The sequence below is a fragment of the Flavonifractor sp. AGMB03687 genome (genome assembly GCF_017811815.1).
In the GTDB taxonomy this organism is placed as follows: Bacteria; Bacillota; Clostridia; order Oscillospirales; family Oscillospiraceae; genus Flavonifractor.
This window is the reverse complement of the sequence record NZ_JADKZI010000002.1, coordinates 405,304-422,705: the sequence shown is the minus strand read 5'-3', so window position 1 is coordinate 422,705 and position 17,402 is coordinate 405,304. Positions and strand designations below refer to the sequence as shown.

15 protein-coding genes are annotated in these 17,402 nt (G+C 64.2%); 11 read left to right on the top strand and 4 right to left on the bottom strand.

Annotated features, from left to right (window positions below; translation table 11 throughout):
• The first annotated feature begins 15 nt into the window (after positions 1-15).
• From J9789_RS05505 to ligA, 4 genes are all read left to right on the top strand, one after another.
• Positions 16-1,263: a methionine gamma-lyase family protein gene (locus J9789_RS05505; protein ID WP_209343344.1), complete on the top strand. Its 1,248-nt coding sequence runs from the start codon at positions 16-18 to the stop codon at positions 1,261-1,263.
• Between the two features lie 46 nt (positions 1,264-1,309).
• Complete coding sequence (gene yunB / locus J9789_RS05500; RefSeq protein ID WP_209343343.1) at positions 1,310-1,987, top strand: sporulation protein YunB; 678 nt, start codon at positions 1,310-1,312, stop codon at positions 1,985-1,987.
• Positions 1,988-2,048: 61 nt separating this feature from the next.
• Positions 2,049-2,738 (top strand): VanZ family protein, encoded by a 690-nt coding sequence (locus J9789_RS05495; RefSeq protein ID WP_209343334.1) that lies wholly within the window; start codon positions 2,049-2,051, stop codon positions 2,736-2,738.
• Positions 2,680-4,662 carry an NAD-dependent DNA ligase LigA gene (ligA, locus tag J9789_RS05490; RefSeq protein ID WP_209343332.1) on the top strand — a complete coding sequence of 661 codons (1,983 nt, stop codon included), beginning with the start codon at positions 2,680-2,682 and terminating at the stop codon, positions 4,660-4,662. Before J9789_RS05495 ends, ligA begins: the two co-directional genes overlap by 59 nt.
• A 57-nt stretch (positions 4,663-4,719) precedes the next feature.
• On the opposite strand, the gene pap is transcribed toward ligA, so the two are convergent.
• Positions 4,720-6,195, bottom strand: a complete 1,476-nt coding sequence (pap, locus tag J9789_RS05485) for a polyphosphate:AMP phosphotransferase (RefSeq protein ID WP_209343331.1) — start codon at positions 6,193-6,195, stop codon at positions 4,720-4,722.
• Between the two features lie 152 nt (positions 6,196-6,347).
• On the opposite strand from pap, the gene purB reads away from it, so the two are divergent.
• The 7 genes from purB to J9789_RS05450 all read left to right on the top strand — a co-directional run bounded on the left by purB (position 6,348) and on the right by J9789_RS05450 (position 13,885).
• A complete protein-coding gene (gene purB / locus J9789_RS05480) occupies positions 6,348-7,787 on the top strand; it encodes an adenylosuccinate lyase (protein WP_209343329.1) in 1,440 nt (479 codons plus the stop codon).
• Between the two features lie 34 nt (positions 7,788-7,821).
• Positions 7,822-8,805 (top strand): ATP-dependent 6-phosphofructokinase, encoded by a 984-nt coding sequence (locus J9789_RS05475; RefSeq protein ID WP_209343327.1) that lies wholly within the window; start codon positions 7,822-7,824, stop codon positions 8,803-8,805.
• Between the two features lie 129 nt (positions 8,806-8,934).
• Complete coding sequence (locus J9789_RS05470; protein WP_209343325.1) at positions 8,935-9,417, top strand: replication initiator protein A; 483 nt, start codon at positions 8,935-8,937, stop codon at positions 9,415-9,417.
• Positions 9,418-10,092, top strand: coding sequence for an ATP-binding protein (locus tag J9789_RS05465; RefSeq protein WP_209343323.1), 675 nt, complete (start codon positions 9,418-9,420; stop codon positions 10,090-10,092). It begins immediately after the preceding gene.
• Between the two features lie 860 nt (positions 10,093-10,952).
• Positions 10,953-11,954, top strand: a complete 1,002-nt coding sequence (locus J9789_RS05460) for a hypothetical protein (RefSeq protein ID WP_209343321.1) — start codon at positions 10,953-10,955, stop codon at positions 11,952-11,954.
• Positions 11,955-12,046: 92 nt separating this feature from the next.
• Positions 12,047-12,577, top strand: a complete 531-nt coding sequence (locus tag J9789_RS05455; protein WP_209343319.1) for a tyrosine-type recombinase/integrase — start codon at positions 12,047-12,049, stop codon at positions 12,575-12,577.
• Positions 12,578-12,859: 282 nt separating this feature from the next.
• The gene (locus J9789_RS05450) at positions 12,860-13,885 is read left to right on the top strand and encodes a tyrosine recombinase XerC (RefSeq protein WP_209343315.1); all 1,026 of its coding nucleotides are present in this window, start codon (positions 12,860-12,862) and stop codon (positions 13,883-13,885) included.
• Positions 13,886-14,258: 373 nt separating this feature from the next.
• Here J9789_RS05450 and J9789_RS05445 read toward each other — a convergent pair whose 3' ends face one another.
• The 3 genes from J9789_RS05445 to J9789_RS05435 all read right to left on the bottom strand — a co-directional run bounded on the left by J9789_RS05445 (position 14,259) and on the right by J9789_RS05435 (position 17,385).
• Positions 14,259-14,996 (bottom strand): hypothetical protein, encoded by a 738-nt coding sequence (locus J9789_RS05445; protein ID WP_209343313.1) that lies wholly within the window; start codon positions 14,994-14,996, stop codon positions 14,259-14,261.
• A gap of 12 nt (positions 14,997-15,008) precedes the next feature.
• Positions 15,009-16,337 (bottom strand): Mur ligase family protein, encoded by a 1,329-nt coding sequence (locus J9789_RS05440; RefSeq protein WP_209343311.1) that lies wholly within the window; start codon positions 16,335-16,337, stop codon positions 15,009-15,011.
• Positions 16,338-16,506: 169 nt separating this feature from the next.
• Entirely contained in the window at positions 16,507-17,385 is an 879-nt protein-coding gene (locus J9789_RS05435) for a 3-keto-5-aminohexanoate cleavage protein (protein WP_209343309.1), read from the bottom strand.
• Between the last annotated feature and the right edge of the window lie 17 nt (positions 17,386-17,402).

Here is a 17,402-nt window from a genome sequence, read left to right as displayed (position 1 = left end):
GATGGATCAAGGAAAATGTCTTTACAGATCAGCGACAAAGTAAAAGCCCTGGCGGCCCAGGCCCAGGCAGACCTGTCGGAGCAGTTCGCCCGCATCGATGCCATTGCCGAGGAGAACACCCAAAAAGTGCTGGCCGCCTTCCAGAAGCACCGGGTGGCCGAGGCCCACTTCGCCGGTACCACCGGCTACGGCTATGACGATCTGGGCCGGGATACCCTGGACCTGATCTTCGCCGACCTCTTCCACACCGAGGACGCCCTGGTGCGGGTGCAGTTCGTCAACGGCACCCACGCCATCTCCTGCGCCCTCTTCGGCGCCCTCAAACCCGGCGACATCCTGGTGTCTGCCGTGGGCGCTCCCTACGACACCATGCTGGGCGTCATCGGCGTGGTGGACAAGGGCCCCGGCTCCCTGAAGAGCTACGGCATCGAGTATCGGCAAGTAGATCTGGTTGACAATGCTCCCGACCCGGTGGGGCTGGCGGAAGCCGTCAAAGACCCCCGGGTGAAGGCGGTGCTCATCCAGCGCTCCCGTGGCTACGCCACCCGGGCTTCTCTGTCGGTGGCCGAGATCGGCGCATTGGCTCGCGTGGTCAAGGACAACAACCCCAACGCTGCCGTGCTGGTAGACAACTGCTACGGCGAGTTCGTGGAAACCATCGAGCCCACCCAGGTGGGGGCCGATCTGGTGGTGGGCTCCCTCATCAAGAACCCCGGCGGCGGTCTGGCCCCCACCGGCGGCTACATCGCCGGACGCCACGACCTCATTGAGGGCGCCGCCATGTGCCTCACCACCCCCGGCATCGGCAAGGAGTGCGGCTCCACCTTCGGGGCCAACCGCAGCCTCTATCAAGGACTTTTCCTTGCACCCCACACCACCGCCCAGGCTGTGAAGACTGCCGTCTTTGCCGCCCGGATCATGGAGCTGCTGGGCTACCAGGTGGAGCCCGCCTCCGACGCGGTGCGCCACGACATCATTCAGATGGTCCACTTCGGCGCTCCCGAGCCTCTGAAGAAGTTCTGCAAGGGCATCCAGTTCGGCGCCCCCGTGGACTCCTACGTCACCCCCGAGCCCTGGGACATGCCGGGCTACGACTGCCCGGTCATCATGGCCGCCGGCGCCTTCATCCAGGGCGCTTCCATCGAGCTGTCCTGCGACGCCCCCATGCGGGAGCCCTACACCGCCTACTTCCAGGGCGGCCTGACCTATGAGAGCGGCAAGGCCGGCGTCATGCTGGCGGTGGAGGAGCTGCTCCGGGCATAAGACAATCCCTATCCCGCATAGCCTGCCCTGAAGGGGGTGAGGCTATATGGGACGGCCTCTGCGCACCTATCTGCCCCGCCGCAGATCGGCCCGCCGGCGGCAGGGAAGCGGCTTGCTGCTGGCGGCGGCGGTGGGGATCGGTCTGGCCCTGCTGGTGATCTGGATGGTGGACGCTGCCCTGCGGCCCGCCGTTACCACCCTGGCCTCGGTTCAGGCGGAGAACAAAATCACCGGCATCATCAACGACGCCGTATCTTCCACCCTGGCCGACCAGGGGGTGGCCTATGCTGACCTGGTCACCGTGGAGCGGGACGAGAGCGGCAAGGTGAGCCTGGTGGCGGTGGATTCTGTCAAGTTAAATTCCTTGCGCACCCAGATATTAGAACAGGTTCTGGAACAGGTGGAGGGGCTGGATGCCCAGGAGCTGGGGGTGCCGCTGGGCAGTCTCACCGGGTTTGCCACCGCCTCCGACTGGGGGCCGGTGCTGCCGGTGGGGGTGCTGACGGCGGCGGTGCCCAAGGCGGAGTTCTCCAACCAGTTTACCGCCCAGGGCATCAACCAGACGCTGCACCAGATCATGCTGGACGTGACGGTGGAGCTGACCCTCCTGATCCCCGGTGGGCGCACTGAGACCTCCGTCACCGCCCAAGTGTGCGTGGCTGAGACCCTGCTGGTGGGGGAGGTGCCCCAGACCTATCTGGGATTGTCCGCCGCCGGTTCGTAAGAAAAGCGTAAGACACGGCTCCTTTTTCCTGTGGTATGATAAGGGAAAAGGAGGCGGTCTTATGGAAACCTTGCTGTGGTATCTGGAGATCACGCTGGATTATATCAAACAGATGCTGCCCTGTATGGCCCTTGGGGCAGTGGGCTTTCTGGCCCTGCTGCCCCACCGGAGGAAGGGCCTGTACCGCCGGGGGCTGAAAAGCGGCCCGGTGCGGGAGGTAGGCCTCTTTGTGTTCGTGCTCTTCTGCGCCGGTCTGGCCGCCCTGACGGTGTTCCCGTCCTCCTTTTGGACGCTCTACCACTGGCAGGCCGCCTTCCGGGGCGAGCAGGCCTTTTTCCCCATTACCCCCCTGAGCCAGTCGGTGCAGTACATCGGCTGGACGCCCACCCTGTTCCGGGGAGACAGACTGGGGGAGTGGGGCTTCTATATGGTGGTGGCCAACGCCCTCATCTTCGTGCCGGTGGGCTTCTTTCCCAACCTGCTGTGGCGGAAGCCCCGGTGGTGGAAGGGGCTGGCCGTGGGCTTCTGCGCCTCCTTGGCCATCGAGTTTTTACAGCTGTTTGTCAACCGCTCCACCGATGTGGACGACCTGATCCTCAACACCACGGGGGCCTTCCTGGGCGGGCTTGTGGCCCTGCTGCTGGGCAAGCTGGTCCCCAAACTGACCCGAAAATTCCAAGTGGAGGTCCGCCATGGACGAAAAACAGGAGATCCTCGACCTGCGCCGGGAGCTGGAGCAGGCCAATTATGAGTACTACGTGCTGGACAACCCCAGCATGTCCGACTACGACTTTGACCACAAGCTGCGCCGCCTGGAGGAGCTGGAGGCCAAACACCCCGAGCTGGTGACCCCCGATTCTCCCACCCAGCGGGTGGGCGGCAAGGTGGCCGACGGTTTTGCCGAGGTCCACCACCGGGTGCCCCTGGAGAGCCTCCAGGACGTGTTCTCCTTTGAGGAGCTGGGCGACTTTGACCAGCGGGTGCGGGATGCCCTCACCGGCGGGGTGGAGTACGACGTGGAGCCCAAGGTGGACGGCCTGTCGGTGGCGCTGGAGTACGAGAACGGCCTCTTCGTCCGGGGTGCCACCCGGGGCGACGGCCAGGTGGGGGAGGACGTGACCGAGAATCTCAAGACCATCCCCTCCATCCCCCTGCGGCTGCCCGAGGCCCTGCCCTCCCTCATCGTCCGGGGCGAGGTGTTTATGCCCAAGAAGAGCTTTGAGCAGCTCAATGCCGACCGGGAGCTCAACGGCGAGGCTCTCTTCGCCAACCCCCGCAACGCCGCCGCCGGTTCTCTCCGGCAGCTGGACCCCAAAATCGCCGCCTCCCGCAAGCTGGATATCCGTGTGTTCAACATCCAGTGGGCCGAAGGGAAGACCTTCACCACCCACACCGAAACCCTGGAATACTTGCAGGAACAGCGCTTTAAAGTAATTCCCCATTACACCTGTTCCACCATTCAGGAGGTGTCCGAGCGCATCGCCGCCCTGGGGGACGGCCGGGAGGAGTTCCCCTTCGACATTGACGGAGCGGTTGTAAAGGTAAATAACCTTGCAGACAGAACCACCCTGGGTTCCACCGCCAAATTCCCCCGGTGGGCCGCCGCCTACAAGTATCCCCCCGAGCAGAAGGAGAGCGTGGTGGAGGACATCGTGGTGCAGGTGGGACGGACCGGCGTCCTTACACCCAAGGCAGTTGTAAAGGCGGTCCGCCTTGCGGGCACCACCGTCACCAATGCCACCCTGCACAATCAGGACTTCATCACCGAGAAGGACATCCGCATCGGTGACACGGTGCTGGTCCAGAAGGCGGGGGAGATCATCCCCGAGATTGTGTCGGTCATCAAGGACAAGCGGCCCGAGGGCACCGTGCCCTACCATCTGCCCGACCACTGTCCGGTGTGCGGCGCGCCGGTGGCCCGGGACGAGGACGGGGCCCACATCCGCTGCACCGGCGCCGAGTGCCCCGCCCAGCGGCTGCGGCACATCGTCCACTTCGCCAGCCGGGACGCCATGGACATTGAGGGCCTGGGCCCCGCCGTGGTGGAGAGCCTGGTGGGGGCGGGGCTGGTGAAGGGCCCCGGCGATCTGTACAGCCTCACCGCCGACCAGGTGGAGCCCCTGGAGCGGATGGGCAAGAAGAGCGCGGAAAACCTGATGGCCGCCATCGAGAAATCCAAGTCCGCCGGACTGGGGCGGCTGCTCTTCGCCTTCGGCATCCGACAGGTGGGGCAGAAGGCGGGCAAGGTGCTGGCCGCCCGGTTCGGTACCCTGGACGCCCTCATGAACGCCGGGGAGGAGGCGCTGACCGCCGTGCCCGACATCGGCGGTATCACCGCCAAAAGCCTGCTGGACTGGTTCGCCAACGAGCAGAGCCGCCACCTCATCGAGGCCCTGCGGCAGGCGGGGGTGTCCTTCGACAGCACCGAGGCCCCGGTGGGAGACAAGCTGGCGGGGAAGACCTTCGTGCTCACCGGCACCCTGCCCACCATGGACCGGAAGGAGGCCGCCGCCCTCATCGAGGCCCAGGGAGGCAAGGTGAGCGGCTCGGTGTCCAAAAAGACCAGCTATGTGGTGGCGGGGGAGGCCGCCGGGTCCAAGCTGCAAAAGGCCAACGACCTGGGCATCCCGGTGCTTACCGAAGACGAATTGATGGCCCTGCTGAATCAGGCATAAGAGAAACCCGCCGCCGGGCGTACCCGGCGGCGGGTTTTTGCGTATGAGGCGAGGGCGTTACGGCCGGTCCAGGGCCTGCTCCAGCGCCTCAATGACGATCTTCATGGCCTTGATGCGGGCGTACTTCTTGTCCACCGACTCCAGGATGTGCCAGGGGGCGAAGGCGGTGCTGGTGCGCTGGAGCATCTCGTCCACCGCCACCTGGTAAGCGTCCCACTTGTCCCGGTTGCGCCAGTCCTCCTCGGTGATCTTCCACTGCTTGGCCGGGTCGGCCTGCCGCTCATTGAACCGCTCCAGCTGGGTGTCCTTGTCGATCTGCACCCAGAATTTGATGACCACCATGCCGGAATTGCTTAGTTCCTGCTCGAACTCGTTGATCTCGTCGTAGGCGCGCTGCCAGTCGTCGGTGGTGCAGAAGCCCTCCAGCCGCTCCACCATCACCCGGCCGTACCAGCTGCGGTCGAAGATGGCGATGTGCCCCGTCTTGGGCAGCCGGGTCCAGAACCGCCACAGGTAGTGGCGGGCCAGCTCGTCCTTGGTGGGGGCGGCGATGGGGAGGACCTCATACCCTCGGGGGTCCAGAGCGGAGGCCAGCCGCTTGATGTTGCCTCCCTTGCCGGCGGCGTCCCAGCCCTCGTACACGATGACCACCGGCACCTTCTTGCGATAAAGCTCGTTGTGGAGGGCGGCTAGCTTCTTGCGGCACTTCTTCAGCTGCTTGCGGTAGTCCCTCTCATCCAGCACCTTGTCCAGCTTCACCTGCTCCAGGGGCAGGGTGGGGGCCAGAGGCCAGTGATACTCCGGGTGGACGGGGGAGGGCCGATTCTTCAGGGCGGCGCAGATCTGATCGTGGAGCCAGTCCGCCGCCGCCAGATTGGCCTGGGCGGCCTGGGTGCTGTCGATGACCTTCCAGGGAGCCCAGGGCTTATCGGTAGCCGCCAGATAGCGGTCGAACACCTCCATCTGCTTGTGATAGTTCTTGTTCTGCCGCCGGTCGGCCTCGGTGGCCCGCCAGGCGGTGTCCTTGTCGGCGGCCAGGTTGTCCAGCCGCTCCTTCTGGGTCTCGGGATCGATGTGAAGGAAAAGCTTGACCAGCAGGTAGCCCCCGGCGGCCAGCTGCCGCTCAAAGATGTTGATGGAGTGCAGCCGGGCCTCATACTCCTCATCGGACAGATCCCCCCGCAGGTAGGCCTGGACGGTTTCCTCCATCCAACCGGTGTCCAGAAAAAGCACCTTGCCGGCGGCGGGGATGGGGTCAAAGTGGCGCTTGAGGAAGGGCCAGCGCTGTTCCGTCTCGGTGGGGGAGTTGACGCTGATCACCTTGAAAAAGCGGGGGTCCAGCTCCCGGATGAGGGCCTGGATGGTGCGGCCCTTGCCGGAGGCGCTCCAGCCCTCCAGAAGGACGATCACCGGCAGGCCCGCCTGGTCCAGCCGGTGCTGTAGGGCGGCCAGCTCTCCCCGGCGTACCTTCAGCAGGGCCTTGCACTCGGCCTCCGTCCGCCGTTCGGTGTGAAAGATAAAGTCACTGAGCATGGCTCATGCCTCCTTTGTGTGGGTTTGGTTCCAGTTTACACCTGCCGCCCCACGATGACAAGCCTTTGCCGCCACGGAAATTTTCCTTGTCGCTGGGCCCATTTTATAGTATACTGTAGTGAGTCGATTTTACGAAAAAGAGGTTTTTTGCCATGGATCACGCCCGTTACGAAAGTCCCCTTTCTTCCCGCTATGCCAGCGACCAGATGCAGTACATCTTCTCTCCGGACAAGAAGTTCTCCACCTGGCGGCGGCTGTGGGTCGCCCTGGCCCGGGCCGAGATGGAGCTGGGCCTGCCGGTGACCGCCGAGCAGGTGGCCGAGCTGGAGGCCCATCTCACCGACATTGATTACGACAAGGCCGCCCAGTACGAAAAGAAGCTGCGCCACGACGTCATGGCCCACGTCCACACCTACGGCGAGGTGTGCCCCAACGCCATGCCCATCATCCACCTGGGCGCCACCAGCTGCTACGTGGGCGACAACACCGACGTGATCCTCATGCGGGAGGGCCTGTACCTCATCCGGGACGAGCTGGTGCGGGTGCTGGACAAGCTGGCCAAGTTTGCCCGCCAGTACAAGGCCCTGCCCACCCTGGGCTTCACCCACTTCCAGCCCGCTCAGCTGGTCACCGTGGGCAAGCGTGCCACCCTGTGGATGAACGAGCTGCTGCTGGACCTGGCCGACGTGGAGTACCGCATTGCCAACCTGAAGCTGCTGGGCTGCAAGGGCACCACCGGCACCCAGGCCTCCTTCCTGGAGCTCTTTGACGGCGACCACGCCAAGTGCCGTGAGCTGGACAAGAAGATCGCCGCCGAGATGGGCTTTGACGCCACCGCCCCCGTGTCCGGCCAGACCTACTCCCGGAAGGTGGACTATCAGGTGGTTTCCACTCTGTCCGGCATCGCCCAGTCCGCCAGCAAGTTTGCCACCGATATGCGGCTGCTCTGCCACCTGAAGGAGGTGGAGGAGCCCTTTGAGAAGAACCAGATCGGTTCCTCCGCCATGCCCTACAAGCGCAACCCCATGCGCTGCGAGCGCATCTGCGCCCTGGCCCGCTACGTGATGGCCGACGCGGTCAACCCCGCCATTACCTCCGCCAGCCAGTGGTTTGAGCGCACCCTGGACGACTCCGCCAACAAGCGCCTCAGCGTGCCCGAGGCCTTCCTGGCGGTGGACGCCATCCTCAACATCTACGCCAACGTGGCCGACGGCCTGGTGGTCCACGAGAAGGTCATTGAGAAGCACGTGCTGGAGGAGCTGCCCTTCATGGCCAGCGAGAACATCATGATGGACGCCGTCAAGAAGGGCGGCAACCGTCAGGACCTCCACGAGCGCATCCGGGTGCTCAGCCAGCAGGCGGGCGCCAACGTGAAGGACCTGGGCCTGTCCAACAACCTGATCGACCTCATCGCCGCCGACCCGGCCTTCGCCATGCTCAGCCGGGAGGAGCTCACCGCCCATCTGGAGCCCAGCCGCTACATTGGCCGCTGCCCGGAGCAGGTGGAGGAGTTCCTCAAGGAAGAGGTGGAGCCGGTGCTGGCCCGCTATCCCCACGCTCTGGAGGGCAAGACCGCGGAGCTGAAGGTATAACCAAGGTTTCGGGAAACACAAGGAGGTAATTGTCATGGAAAAGGCAGTTCGGCGCATCGGCGTATTTACCAGCGGCGGAGACGCCCCCGGCATGAACGCAGCCATCCGTTCGGTGGTTCGTACCGCCGTTCATATGGGTATTGAGTGTATCGGCATCCGCCGTGGTTATCACGGCCTTATCAACGGCGACTTCGTGCCCCTGGACTTCGACAGCGTCAGCGGTCTGTCCCGCCGGGGCGGCACCATGCTGTACTCCGCCCGCAGCGAGGACTTCAAGTCCGAGGTGGGCCGGGAGCGGGCGGCCGCCACCTGCAAGCTGCTGGGTCTGGACGCCCTGGTGGGCATCGGCGGCGACGGCACCTTCCGGGGCCTGCTCACCCTGGCCGACAAGGGCCTGAGCGTCATCGGCATCCCCGGCACCATCGACAACGACATCGCCTGCTCCACCTACACCATCGGCTTTGACACCGCCTGCAACACCGCTCTGGAGTCCATCGACAAGCTGCGGGACACCATGCAGTCCCACGAGCGCTGCTCCGTGGTGGAGGTCATGGGCCGTCACGCCGGCCATGTGGCCCTCAACGTGGGCGTGGCTTGCGGCGCCACCGCCGTGGTGGTGCCCGAGCAGGTGGTCAACTACGAGGAGGACCTGATCGAGCCCATCCGTCGGGCCCGTCTGGCCGGGCGCACCCACTTCATGATCATCGTGGCCGAGGGTGTGGAGGGCGGCGCCTATGAGATCGCCAAGCACATCCACGAGGCCACCTCTCTGGACACCCGCGTGACCATTCTGGGCCACGTCCAGCGGGGCGGCGCGCCCTCCCTCCGGGACCGTGTGGCCGCCACCTACATGGGCTACGAGGCCGTGCGGCTGCTGGCCGAGGGCAAGACCTGCCGCGTGGTGGCCATGGACGGCGAGTCCTATGTGGACTACGACATCCATGAGGCCCTGTCCATGAAGAAGGGTCTGGACCAGCAGACCTACACCGTCATGCGGGCCCTCACCGGCGTGCAGTAAGTACATAACACAGCGCGGAGGCGCGGCAAATGCCGTGTCTCCGCCTTTTTTTGCATTTTTTGCCCTTGGGTGTACCCAAACATACAACAAATCCCCCCAAACACCCCATAGGTGAAAGGGGGGAGGACCATGAAGCTGGTGCGCTACGCCAGGGGAGGGGGGCTGACTAACTATCTGCCCCTGCCCAGGGCCCTGCTGGAGCTGGACCTGTCGGGGACGGCTCTGCTGCTCTACGGCCTTCTGCTGGACCGGGCCACCCTGTCCCAGAAGAACGGCTGGTGGGATGAGGAGGGGTGGGTGTACGTGCGCTTTCCCATTCCCAAGCTGGCGGTGGCGCTGGGGAGGGGGACTGCCTTGGTTAAAGTAAGGCTCCGGGAGCTGGAGGAGGCGGGCCTGATCCGGCGGATGACACCCAGGAGGGGAGAGGCCAGCCAAATTTTTTTATCCCTGCCCGAGGATGCTTTTTTAGCCGTGGGGAGGTCAAAAAATAAGCCTGGACCCGGCCAAAAAGTTTGCTGGGACCCGGCTAAAAAATTGGCCCCTAACAACCTAAGGGAACCACAAAAAGAAAACAACCATTCTTATCAATATGAAGAGGAGGAGAGTTTATAAGTGGATCGGGAGGAACTGCTGCGGCAGGCAATGGAAAAAGAGCGGGAAAACCGCATCTATCAGAAGCGCAAGCGGGTCTTCGGCTCGGCCCATGGGCTGATGGACTGCACCTTTGACAAGGACAACGGCAGCACGCCCCAGCTGGAGTACGTCCGGCGGTACGTGGAGCACTGGCCTGAAATGCGCAAGGAGAACATGGGCCTGCTGTTCTGGGGCCCGGCGGGAACGGGGAAGACCTTCGCCGCCGCCTGCATCGCCAATGCTCTGGTGGAGCGGGAGGTGGGCGTGCGCCTGATCACCCTGGGCGAGGCGCTGCTCAACCTGTACGGCATGAGCGGCGAGGAGCGCATCGGATACCTGGAAGTTTTGACCACCTGCGGGCTGCTGATTTTGGACGACTTCGGCGTGGAGCGGCGGACGCCGTATGCCCGGGAGCAGGTCTATGAGATCATCAACCGGCGGTATCTGTCGGGGCGGCCCATGATCGTCACCACGAATCTGACCCTGGAAGAGCTGAAACACGCCGACCGGGACGACGAACGCATCCATGACCGGGTGCTGGAGCGCTGTGTGCCGGTTTGCTTCAACGGGCCCAGCCTGCGGCGGGAAAACGCCGCCCGGAAGATCCGCCGGGCCCGAGCGCTGCTGGAGTCCCAGGACGGCCGGTTGGATTGACAAAGCCGGCGCGGAATGGTATCGTTGAGTTTGCAAATGCAAATCACACAACAGCGTTTTTTATTTTGTTGCAGCGCTCGGTGGTCGGAGGGCCGGAATTTGGCCAGGGCCGGGCCGCCGGGGGGACCCCTCTGGGCCTCCACTACGAACTCAACAAAATAAACTGCCGTTTTGTTGAGTACAAGGCGGGGCAAGGTGCAGATGACAGGGAGTGCGGACAGGTCCGTACTCCCTTCTTTCGTCCCCGCCCGTGGCGGGAGCGGGGGCCGCAGCGCGGCCCCATGCCCCTGCGCCTCCCCCCTCCCACGGGAGGGGGGACGGGAGGGGGAAGGGCAAAAAGAAAGCGCCCGCCCTCCACCATGGCCTACGTCCAGCCTTGCGGCTGGCGGTGGAGAGCGGGACGCCCCTGCATCACCTATGGTAGCACAGACGTTCCAGGTTGTCAAGACCCAGGCCCCACCGCGCCGCCCCTTGCTGTCCGAAGATCGGGCCGGGGGAGGCGGTCAAGGGCGGCCGCAGGCCGCCCCCAGCGCCCCCCGGAGGGAGGAAGGCGCGGCGGCCTATGGCGATAGCCGGGCCGCCCGACAGGGGCCCGGGGAGGGGGCACCGGCGCGGCGCGGACGGGGCGAAGGGCCGCCCGGAGCAGCCCAAGGGCGAGCACCCCCGCAGCGAGCCCGCAGCGGGCCGACCGGAGCGCAGGGGGGCCAAGGCCGAGCATACCGAAGAAGTTCCGCCGCTCACCAGCGGCGGAACAACCGGGGCCGCCCCCCTCGACGGGGGGCAGGACCCGGCTCCCTGCGGTCACGCTGCCGGGCTCCCTTACTTGATACAGGGACAGTATTCCGTCACCCACCAGACCCATGGACGACTTCATCAAGAACCCCATGAGCGTTTTGGCGCTGCTGGCTCGGTCCGGCTCTGGCCGGGGCGGCCTGTGTCATACCGCCAGGGTCAAGGCCTATCCAGACGGCTCCAGGGAGGTCCTGGTCTGCGATCAGGCTATCTTCCATCCCCAGGGATGGGAGAGGGCCGGGGAGCGCCCGCCTCGCCGCAGGCGGGCCCAGGAGACTCCCGAGAGACCCCCGGAGGTCAGGGAGCGGGACAACCTGGACCGCTCCCTGCGCCGGGCCAGGGCCCAGGTCCGGGACCTGGCACTGGCCAACCCCTTCCGCTGGTTTGTCACCCTCACCCTGGACCAGGCCAAGGTGGACCGCTACGACATGGCCAGCATCACCCGGCGGCTCAACACCTGGTTGGACAACCAGGTGCGCCGCCACGGCCTGGCCTACGTCCTGGTGCCGGAACGGCACAAGGACGGGGCCATCCACTTCCACGGCTTCTTTAACGACGCGGTGAAGGCCGTGGACAGCGGCCACAGGGACAGGGAAGGGCATCCCGTCTACAATCTCCCCGCCTGGTCCCTGGGCTTCACCACCGCCATCGAGCTCTACGGCGACTACCACGCCGCCGTGGGCTACGTCTGCAAGTACATCGGCAAGCAGGGCGACAAGCCCGGCGGGCGGTGGTACTACTCCGGAGGCGATCTCCAGCGCCCGGCGGTGGAGTTCGCCGACGTGAGCATCCGGGAGGCGGTGGACCTGGCCCCGGAGGGCGGGGTCCACCACTTCGACGTGCCGGAGGCCGGGCTATCCTTCGTCCTGGTCCGGACCCGGCCAGTGGCAAGAGAGGAGGAACCACAGTGGCAGGGATGGGACCTGCGCTGCGCTGCCCCTGGTGGGGTCAGTGCGCCGTCCACAGCTGCGTGGGCTATGTCCGCCTGTGCGCGGAGCGCTGGGCGGCAGACCAAAGCACCCGAACACCAGTTCGAGAATCAGGAGCAGTTGACAATTTTCGGAAAGTGAAGCCGACCTCCCAAAGCCTGGGGCCCAGGAGGCCCAGGCGGGGCGGGGCGGCAAAGTGCCCCCCGGATTCCGGGGGGCAGAAGGAGGAACGTATGAGGACAGGATACCTGTTGGAGCGGGAGGTGGGCCACGTTCTGGCCGCCCTCACGCCGTCAAACCGGCTGGTCTGCCGGGTCTGTTTACACACCGGCCTGCGGGTGGGGGACGTGCTGGCCCTACGGACACAGCAGCTTGCGCCCCATTTCTGGGTGGTGGAGCGCAAGACAGGCAAGCGCAGGCAGGTGGGCCTGCCTGCGGGCCTGCTGCGCGACATCAAGGCCCAGGCCGGGGAGGTCTGGGCCTTTCCGGGCCGCAACCCAGCCAAGCCTAGGACCCGGCAGGCCGTGTGGGACGACGTGAAGCGGGCCGCCAAGGCGTTCCGCCTGGTCCAGAACGTGGGGCCCCACAGCTTCCGCAAGGTCTACGCCGTGGAGCTGCTGCGCAAGTACGGCGACCTGGACCGGGTCCGCCGGGCGCTCAACCACGGCAGCTGCGCCACCACCATGATCTACGCCATGGCCGATCGGCTCATGACCGCCAAGGGCACGGCAAAGACCGGGCGCGGCGGCATCACAGTTTGGTGACATTGTCAATTCCCAGTTGACACACCGGCCCCGCCTGTGGTATGCTGGCTCCGTTGAGAGGAGGTGCCAACGTGACGGACATGCTGCGGATCGCTCCGGGCTCCCGCACCAGGCAGCCTTGCACTCAACAAAACGGCTATTTTGTTGGCGGGCGGGTCGATACCGCCCGCGGAAGTTCAGTCCTTGAAGAAGCCGGCCCCGAGAGGGGACGGCTATGAATTTAAACTATGAACTCAACAAAATAAAAATTTTGTTGAGTTGAGAGGAGGGGGAAAGCCCCCAATGGACCATAATGACTATAAACTGACCGCTCCTGAGCTGCTCCGCAACTTCCTGGTCTACCACGAGACCATTCAGGGCCACTCCAAAAAAACCGTGGATGAATACTATCTGGATCTGCGCAACTTCTTCCGCTACATCAAAATTGAAAAAGGCCGCGTGCCCCGGACCACGCCTTTGGATGAGATCGACATCGACGACCTGGACCTGGATCTGGCCCGCTCTGTGACCCTCAGCGACGTGTACAGCTACATGAGCTACCTCAGCCGTGACCGGGCCAAGCACGCCAACAGCCCCACCTCCGGCTACGGCCTGGAACCCTCCGCCCGGGCCCGCAAGATCGCCGCCATCCGCTCCTTTTATAAGTATCTGTCCAGCAAGGCCAAGCTGATTGGCGAAAACCCCATGCAGGACCTGGATTCCCCCCGGCTGAAGAAATCCCTGCCCCGGTATCTGTCCCTGGATGAGTCCATCATGCTGCTGGAGGCCGTGGACGAGCCCAACCGGGCCAGAGATTACTGCATTTTGATCCTGTTCCTCAACTGCGGACTGCGAATTTCAGAGTTAGTTAATCTTAACTTGACCGATGTCCGGGAAGAACAGCTCCGGGTGCTGGGCAAAGGCAACAAAGAACGGATGATTTTCCTCAATGAGGCCTGCCGGGAGGCTCTGGACGAGTGGCTGGAGGAACGGAATAACCAGGCTGCGGCGGACAAAAACGCCCTTTTCCTCACCCGCTCCCACACCCGCATGACCACGGCGGCGGTCCATTATATGGTAAAGCAGCGGCTTTTGAAGGCGGGTCTGGACCCGGCGCTGTACTCCAGCCACAAGCTGCGCCACACCGCCGCCACCCTGATGCTGCAAAACGGCGTGGACGTGCGCACGTTGCAGGAGGTGCTGGGCCACGAGAATCTGAACACCACCCAGATCTATACCCACGTGGACAACGAAAACCTCCGCGCCGCCGCCAAGGCAAATCCCCTGGGCCGAGCGCGGAAAAAGAGCAAAAAGAGCGAGGAAGCCTAAGGAATGGCGGGCGGGGATAAAACCCGCCCCTACGGGCTGACGTATTTGCCAGGGCGTGCAGGTACCACCGAACCGATGGCGGCATGGTCAGGGGCTGGAAAAACGCACCCACCCACAGGATTTGCGGGGTAACATTCGCTCGGCTGCCATGGGAACGACACCAGACCGGCCAAACCGGCGAGAAAACACCCTCATATAAGCCTTGTTCCGAAAACCCCACCGCCGCCGTGGGCCCCTGGGGTCCGGGGCCGAAGCCCCGGCGGCCTTTCGCCCCTTTCCGCCGGTGGAAAGGGGCCCCGCCGGAGGCATGACAAAGAAAACGTCATATCCAAGCCCACAAAAATGGCCGCCAAATGGCGGCCATTTTCTTTTTTCACTTGTTCGCCAGCGCCGACAGCTCCTCCAGGGTCACCTGATAGGCCTTTTCGGCGTGGATCAGCCAGTCCGGCTTGTCCGCCGGCACCGGCAGGGTCTCCCCCCGGTTGAACAGGATGCGCTCCGCGATCCAGGCCAGGAAGGCCGGGTTCTTCACCAGCACCGGCCCGGTGATGTGGGTACCCACCACGTTGCCGTGGCGGAAGCCCTCGGGGCCTTCCTCCTGCTCATTGCCCATGCCCATGGTCATGGCCTCAAAGAGGGGCTCCTCCACCCCGCTGGTGCGGGAACACTTGTTCATGAAGCCTACCACCGGCTGGGGGAACAGGCCGGTTTTGGCGATGGCGTCGTGAGGCGCCCGCTTGTCGGTCTCCACGGTGGCAAAGCCCCCAAAGCCCAGGCCCTCATGGGCCGTCCCCTTCTGGTCGGTGACGGCGGCCCCCAGCAGCTCCATGGCGTTGCCGGTGAAGAGCACCAGGGAATGGTCCGCCGCCCCCTTCAGGGCGTCCTTGTAGGGCGTCAGCCAGCCCAGAGCGGCCTTCTGGGTGCGCTCGGTACCGGCGCCCATGTAGATAAGATCGGCCCCGGTGAAGTCGGGAGCCTCGTCACAGCCCACGGTCTGGATCTCCACCTCAGCGCCACGCCAGGTGAGATAGCGCCGCAGCAGGGTGAGATTGGCGTACTCCCCGTACAGGCTCATGGCCTCGGGGTAGAGATGCAGCAGTTTGATGTTCATGTCCACCCCTCCTTATTCCGTCCGCTGGACCCGGCTGAGCAGCTTGTCCCGGTCGGAGAAGCAGGTGACCACATACAGGTCCTCTTCCCCGTCCTGTTCCAGCAGCTCCGCCGCCTGGGCCACGGTATCCAGGCACACGATCTTGTCCTGAGGCACCGCCGAGCAGTCAAACCGCAGGGCCAGGTCGTTGACGTACTTGCCGCACAGCACCACCCGCTTCACATGGGGGGCGGAAAGCTGGTCGAAGTCGATGTCCCACAGCCAGCTGGTCTCGCCGGTGAAGTATTTCCGGCTGATGGCGTCCACGATGACTAGCACCGAGCAGTCCTTCCCGGTGTCCTTGATGTAGCGCAGGTTGGTGTCGTAGGCCACCGAGTTCTCGTGCTTGCTGGTGAGGAGCGTTCCGTGGTGCTTACCCAGCTTGAAGGTGACCATCCGGCCGTTCTTCAGGATGTAGCTGCCCAGCACGTCGGCAATGGTCTGCTTATCCACCCCGCACAGCCGGCACAGGGACCAGGCCGCCAGGATGTTGTACACGTTGTAAATACTGCGGAAGCTGAGGGCGATCTCGGTGTCCCCGTCCAGCACCAGCGTGCCCTCCTTCAGGTCCAGGCTGGTGGCGGCAAAGTCGGGATCGTGGCGGTGGTGGCCGCACACCGTACAGCGGTAGTGGCCCACCTGATTGTAGTGGTAAAGGGTGTACTCCATCTTGCCTTTACACACCGGGCACCGGGCGCCGTCGTGGTAGATGCCGTGGTGCTCACGGGTCGCGCCCTCCCAGGCCTCCAGGCCGAACCATTTCACCTTGTCGTGGCCCTGAGCGAAGCAGGACACCAGGGGATCGTCGGCATTGAGCACCAGGGTGGTGTCGTCGTGGATGGCGGGCAGGATGGCGTCATACACCCACTCGGGATGGCCGTTGCGGGTGAGCTGATCCCGGTACAGGTTGGTGATGACGAAATGGGTGGGATGGAACCATTTGAAGCTGTAGCGGGCGTAGCGCTCATCGCTCTCCAGCAGCAGCACGTCGCCTTTCATCTTCCCCCCCAGGGTGCAGTGGGTGAGGATGAGGGTGGTGACGCCCTCGATCTGGTTGGAGCCCTCGGCGTTGTACACCACGTCCTTCCCCGCCGCCCGCAGCACCGAGGCGATCATCTCCACGGTGGAGGTCTTGCCGTTGGAGCCGGTGACGGCGATGACGTAGGAGGGCAGCTTCACCCGGCGCAGCACGTCGGGACACAGTTTGAGGGCGAACTGACCGGGGAGGCTGCTTCCCTTCCCCACCAGCTTGCCCACGAAGCGCAGAACCTTGCACAGGATGATGGCCAGGGCCATTCTCATGGACATTCACTCCTTATCCGAATGCGTACCTTTTATTATACCCACTCTGACAGGCGGAAGTCAACGGCCCGAAACGGTTTGGCGGGGATTTTGTCGGCAGGCAGGGCGGAAAAAAGCCGCCCCGAGGGGCGGCCCTTTTCCTGTGTGTTTATGTGAGATGAGGGAGGAATCAGCTCAAGTGAGGGATCTTGAGGATATCGCGGGCCTCGTCGGGGGTAGCGACCTCCAGGCCCAGCTCGCGGATGATGCGCACGGCGCGCTCCACCATCTGGGCGTTGCTCTTGAGCAGCTCGCCGGGGCCGTAGTAGATGTTGTCCTCCATGCCAACACGGGCGCCGCCGCCCTTCAGGACGGTCATGGCCATGCCGGGCACGTGGTTCTTGGCGCCGATGGAGATGGTAGAGAAGTTGACAAACTGGTCACGGGGCAGCTTCTTGATCATGAAGTCCAGGTTCTCCTCGGAGAAGGAGATGGCGCCCTGGCTGATGCGGTCCATGCCCATGACGAAGGACAGAGAGACGGGGCCGTCCAGCACGCCGGCGGGCTGCAGGACGTTGAACACGTCCTCCACGGCGGTGGGCTCGAAGCACTCCAGCTCGGGCTTGATGCCCATGTCCTTCATCATCTTGGCGTACTTCAGCAGGAACTCGCGGTACCACTCGTAGACGAAGGTGCGGCCGTCCCAGCTGGTGCTGATGAGGGAGCAGTCCAGGGAGCACATGTCGGGCTTCACCAGGTCCTTGTCGTAGAGCAGCCTCATGCCGTCCTCGGCGCCGGTGCCCGCCCGGTTGGCGGGGGCGGTGGAGTACTGGGTCACCAGGTTGCACTTGGCCCGGATTCTGGAGCCGATCTCGTTGTAGACGGCGGGATCGTTGGTGGACTTGCCCTCCTTGTCGCGGGCATGGATATGTACGATGGCGGCGCCGGCATTGTAGCAGTCATAAGCGGAATCGGCGATTTCCTGAGGGGTCAGGGGGATGTTGGGGTTGGCCTCTTTCCCGTGGAAAGCGCCGGTCTGAGCGACAGTGATGATAACTTTGCGTGCCATAGTATTTCGTTCCTTTC

What these genes read in the sequence shown, in the direction of transcription:
- J9789_RS05505 (WP_209343344.1), top strand. Translation starts at nt 16, where the DNA reads ATGTCTTTACAGATCAGCGACAAAGTAAAAGCCCTGGCGGCCCAGGCC.
- yunB (WP_209343343.1), top strand. Translation starts at nt 1,310, where the DNA reads ATGGGACGGCCTCTGCGCACCTATCTGCCCCGCCGCAGATCGGCCCGC.
- J9789_RS05495 (WP_209343334.1), top strand. Translation starts at nt 2,049, where the DNA reads ATGGAAACCTTGCTGTGGTATCTGGAGATCACGCTGGATTATATCAAA.
- ligA (WP_209343332.1), top strand. Translation starts at nt 2,680, where the DNA reads ATGGACGAAAAACAGGAGATCCTCGACCTGCGCCGGGAGCTGGAGCAG.
- pap (WP_209343331.1), bottom strand. Translation starts at nt 6,195, where the DNA reads ATGCTCAGTGACTTTATCTTTCACACCGAACGGCGGACGGAGGCCGAG.
- purB (WP_209343329.1), top strand. Translation starts at nt 6,348, where the DNA reads ATGGATCACGCCCGTTACGAAAGTCCCCTTTCTTCCCGCTATGCCAGC.
- J9789_RS05475 (WP_209343327.1), top strand. Translation starts at nt 7,822, where the DNA reads ATGGAAAAGGCAGTTCGGCGCATCGGCGTATTTACCAGCGGCGGAGAC.
- J9789_RS05470 (WP_209343325.1), top strand. Translation starts at nt 8,935, where the DNA reads ATGAAGCTGGTGCGCTACGCCAGGGGAGGGGGGCTGACTAACTATCTG.
- J9789_RS05460 (WP_209343321.1), top strand. Translation starts at nt 10,953, where the DNA reads ATGGACGACTTCATCAAGAACCCCATGAGCGTTTTGGCGCTGCTGGCT.
- J9789_RS05455 (WP_209343319.1), top strand. Translation starts at nt 12,047, where the DNA reads ATGAGGACAGGATACCTGTTGGAGCGGGAGGTGGGCCACGTTCTGGCC.
- J9789_RS05450 (WP_209343315.1), top strand. Translation starts at nt 12,860, where the DNA reads ATGGACCATAATGACTATAAACTGACCGCTCCTGAGCTGCTCCGCAAC.
- J9789_RS05445 (WP_209343313.1), bottom strand. Translation starts at nt 14,996, where the DNA reads ATGAACATCAAACTGCTGCATCTCTACCCCGAGGCCATGAGCCTGTAC.
- J9789_RS05440 (WP_209343311.1), bottom strand. Translation starts at nt 16,337, where the DNA reads ATGAGAATGGCCCTGGCCATCATCCTGTGCAAGGTTCTGCGCTTCGTG.
- J9789_RS05435 (WP_209343309.1), bottom strand. Translation starts at nt 17,385, where the DNA reads ATGGCACGCAAAGTTATCATCACTGTCGCTCAGACCGGCGCTTTCCAC.